We start from the raw sequence: 980 nt of genomic DNA on the forward strand, positions 1-980 counted from the left end.
CAGCAGCTGCGCCTGGCCGGCCAGGGCGCGCCGGGCCTCGGCGGCGGGCCGGCGGGCGACCTGTACCTCGAGATCGAGATCGCACCCCACGCGCAGTTCAGCATCGACGGGCGCGACGTCACGCTCGAGCTGCCGGTCGCGCCGTGGGAGGCCGCGCTCGGTGCGAGCGTCACGGTGCACACGCCGGACGGCCGCATCGAGCTGACGGTGCCAGCCGGCTCGGCCGCCGGGCGGCGGCTGCGCCTGAAGGGCAAGGGGCTGCCGGGCACGCCGCCGGGCGACCTGTACGTGCTGCTGGCGGTGCGCGTGCCGGCCGCCACGAACGACGCGCAGCGCGAGGCCTATGCGGCGCTCGGCCGCGCGTTCGGCGGGTTCGATGCGCGCAGCGAACTGGAGGGCTGACATGGCACACGCGCAATCCATCAGCGTCGACGCGGTCGTCGTCGACGAGACACACCAGTTCACGCTGACGCAGCTGGTGCAGGTCTGCGGCACCGAACCCGAGCGGCTGGTCGCGCTGGTCGACGAGGGCGTGCTGTCGCCGCAGGGCGAGGCGCCGGAGCGCTGGCGTTTCAGCGGCAGCGAGCTGGCCCGCGCGCGCAAGGCGCTGCGCCTGTCGCGAGACCTGGAACTCGGTCCCGGCGGCACGGCGCTGGTGCTGCAGCTGCTCGACGAGATCGACGCGCTGCGGCGGCAGCTCGACGCGTTCAGGCCCCGCTGAGCGCGCGGCGCCTCCCCCGCGCAAGCCGCCAGCCCGACACCACGGCCGGCACCGCCAGCAGCGGCAGCACCACGCTGGCCGGCAGCACCGGCAGGCCGAACAGCCGTGCGAGCTGCGGCACCAGCAGCAGCAGCGAGAAGGTCGCCGCGACCCCCAGCACCAGCAGGTCGAAGCTGCCGTTGCGCACCGCCAGCGCATCGCGTCCGCCGCGGAACCACTGCAGCATCGCGAGGTTGCCCGCCGCCAGCGTCGCCAGGCC

Annotated in this window: 3 protein-coding genes; 2 read left to right on the plus strand and 1 reads right to left on the minus strand. The window is 75.3% G+C overall.

Translation table 11 applies throughout. From position 1 onward, the window contains the following. Both AC1D1T_RS32710 and AC1D1T_RS32715 read left to right on the plus strand, forming a co-directional pair. A partial coding sequence (locus tag AC1D1T_RS32710; RefSeq protein WP_477993520.1) for a DnaJ C-terminal domain-containing protein occupies positions 1–402 on the plus strand: 402 nt, incomplete at its 5' end. Position 403: 1 nt separating this feature from the next. Next, positions 404–721, plus strand: a complete 318-nt coding sequence (locus tag AC1D1T_RS32715; RefSeq protein WP_477829177.1) for a chaperone modulator CbpM — start codon at positions 404–406, stop codon at positions 719–721. On the opposite strand, the gene AC1D1T_RS32720 is transcribed toward AC1D1T_RS32715, so the two are convergent. Then, on the minus strand, positions 708–980 hold a 273-nt coding region (locus AC1D1T_RS32720; protein ID WP_477993522.1), incomplete at its 5' end, for a hypothetical protein. The genes AC1D1T_RS32715 and AC1D1T_RS32720 overlap by 14 nt on opposite strands.

The organism is Rhizobacter sp. P2_H3, assembly GCF_056403355.1.